Origin of the sequence: Methylosinus sp. Sm6, assembly GCF_019802345.1 — a bacterium.
Taxonomy (GTDB): Bacteria; Pseudomonadota; Alphaproteobacteria; order Rhizobiales; family Beijerinckiaceae; genus Methylosinus.
In genome coordinates, this window is the sequence record NZ_JAINDZ010000096.1 from 1 (window position 1) to 2,490 (window position 2,490).

3 protein-coding genes and 1 pseudogene are annotated in these 2,490 nt (G+C 68.3%); all 4 read right to left on the reverse strand.

The genetic code is table 11. The features are described 5' to 3' along the window. Window positions 1-273, reverse strand: a 273-nt coding sequence (locus tag K3F48_RS23520; RefSeq protein WP_222577867.1) for a Mu-like prophage major head subunit gpT family protein, incomplete at its 3' end; no start/stop codon positions are given. Between the two features lie 34 nt (window positions 274-307). After that, a complete protein-coding gene (locus K3F48_RS23525) occupies window positions 308-727 on the reverse strand; it encodes a hypothetical protein (protein ID WP_255609722.1) in 420 nt (139 codons plus the stop codon). 28 nt (window positions 728-755) lie between these two features. Then, a complete protein-coding gene (locus K3F48_RS23530) occupies window positions 756-1,754 on the reverse strand; it encodes a phage protease (RefSeq protein WP_222577868.1) in 999 nt (332 codons plus the stop codon). A gap of 261 nt (window positions 1,755-2,015) precedes the next feature. Continuing rightward, window positions 2,016-2,490: pseudogene (locus K3F48_RS23535) on the reverse strand (hypothetical protein); the annotation flags it as partial.

Below are 2,490 nucleotides of genomic sequence, written 5' to 3' on the forward strand. Positions count from 1 at the left end.
CTGCGTCGCCTTGAGGGCGATGGTCGATTCCCAGATCTTGTTCCTGATCTGATAGCCGAAGCTGTCGAGCGAGCCGACCACGCGATCGCCGACCCATTCGCGCATGCGCGGCATCTGGCCGAGCCAGCCGTAATTCTCGACAGCCGTCGACGACGGCACCTGCATGGCGATCTTGTCCCAGGTCGGCGTGACGCCCTTCAAAGCGTCGTTGAAGATGAAGTTGAAGCTCTGAAAAATCGCGTCGAGAACCGACGGCGTGATGATTGCAGGCATGGTTCATTTCCCTCGAGAGACGGATCGCCGGTTCTTAGGAGAACCGCACCCAGACGCCGGCGGCCTCGACGTCGAAAATCACGCCGGCCACCGGCCGCGCATTGCTGTTCGAGGTCCTGGCGACGGTGTGATCGTCGACGACATAGGCGTTGGCTCCGATGTCGCCGAGCGCGATCGGATCGGCCGCGGCATTGTCGAAGAGGAAGGTCCCGACCTTCGTTTCGACGCTCTGCAGGCCGTCGACGCCGAGGCGGTTGTCCGCATTGGCCATGGCGACGCCGACGATCTTCAGCGTGTTGCTGGCGGAAGCCGGCACGGCGACCGCCGCGGAGCCGGAGCCGGAAAGCGCGACCATCGCGCCTTCCCAGATGACGGTGGACGCCGCCACGGGCAGGCGGCGCGTCGTGGTGCTGTAGCGTTCGCGGACCAGATGTCCCTTTTGTAAAGCGGCCATCGCCGATGTCTCCTATGAGGCGCGCGGATCAGGCTGCAGGCTGCGCGGCGAGAAATTCGGCGAAGGCCTTCTCGTCGAGGCCCATGGCCAGAGCGGCGGCCCTTCGATCGGCGTTGAGCGCCACCTGCGTCGCCGGTTCGGTCTTGCCGATGTTCGAGGGCGTGAACACGCTCGGCTGCAGGCCGACGAACTTCGTCACTTCGGCGAGGCCCGCCTCGGTCGCGCAGAGGCCGATGTAGAAATCCCTGGTCGCCGGCGCGATCTTGCCGTCCTTCACGGCCTGCTCGACGAGCGCGGCCGCCTTGGCCTTGCGGTTGCCCTCGGCGGCGGCGTTGAGAGCCGCCTCGGCGCCGGTCGCGCGCGCCAGCACCGCGTCGTAATCGGCGCGGGGCACATAGAGCGAGAGAGCGGGCGTCTGCGCCGCATTGAGCGACGTCTGCATCTTCTCGAGGGCCGCCAGCACATCGGCGAGCGAGGCCGTCTCGGGCAGGCCGAGCTTCTTGAGCAGCTCCTTGTCCATGTCGTTCTCCTGATGCGCATTGAGCGCGGGCATGCTGAAATTGGGCCGATTGACGAGGCCGGCGCCGGCGATCGCCGCCACCGCGCCCTTGTCGTCATGCAGCAGCGCCGGCGAGAGATAGCGATAGGAGCGCGCCGCCAGCGCCGCGCGCCCGCTCTCGGTCCAATCGACGCGGCCCCATACGGCGCCGTCGCGCGCCTGCAGCTCCTCGATCCATCCGGCAGCGGGACTCTCCTCGCCGCGCGGCGCTCGCAGGAACTGCGCGTGATTGATGTCGATCGGCAGCTTCAGCCCGCGCGCCATTGTGGCGGCGACCAGCGCGTCCGGATCGGCGATCTTGAACATGCGGCCGTCCGCGCCGCGCAGCACTGGGCCAGCGGGCGCCACCATCACCCAATCGGGAAGCGCCTCGCCCTCGAGATTGAGCGCGATGGCTTCGCCGATCGCCGTCGCCGAGACGGCGTGGCAGAGCGCGAGGCGGAGAGGGCTTGCGTCGGTGCGGATCATGCGGTCACTATGGCCACGCGCCGCTCCGCTGCGGGAGGGAGACAGCTGTCTCCCTCGCAGCCCTTCCGCTGTCGCGATACTCCCGATATTCTGCGCCGAACGGCGCGCGAGATCGAGCCGAGCGCGGAGCCGACGCGCCGCCTCCGCATTGCGCGCGCGTTGAAAGCTCATTTTAAGCCGTGGAAGCGTTTTTCTCGCCGCCAGGGACGATGAGGGCGGATATCGCTCCGTCCCTCTCTACGGGCGGTTTCTGCGGCTCGCCTATTCGCCGGCGTCGAGCTCGTCGAGATAGACCGCCGCGCCGTCGCTCTCGACCCGCATCCCGAGCCGGCGCAGCACGCCGGCGACGCTCGCCTCCACGCGGCGGGCGAGCGCCTTGCCGCTGTCCAGCATGCGCTGCACGAGCCCGTAAGCTTCCGGCGCCGCGCCGATGCGCTGCGCGTCGCGAACCGAGAGGCGCAGCACGCGCGATTTGGCGCCGGCCGCCGCGGCCGTGTCGGCCGGCAACACGGCGAAGGGCAGCGAGATGTCGCCGCGCGAGATCATCTCCGGATCGGTCGACGTCGGATCGAAGCGCACGCCGCCGGAGGCGATGTGGCGAAAGAGCGAGGAGCCGGCGAGATCGGCCGAGGCGATGCGCCGCGTCTCGTCATCCATCACGTCGAGCTTGCCGGCGATGAGATCGGCCGCCATGCGCATGCGGAACTTTCCGGGGTTGTTGTTCCAGCCGGGATCG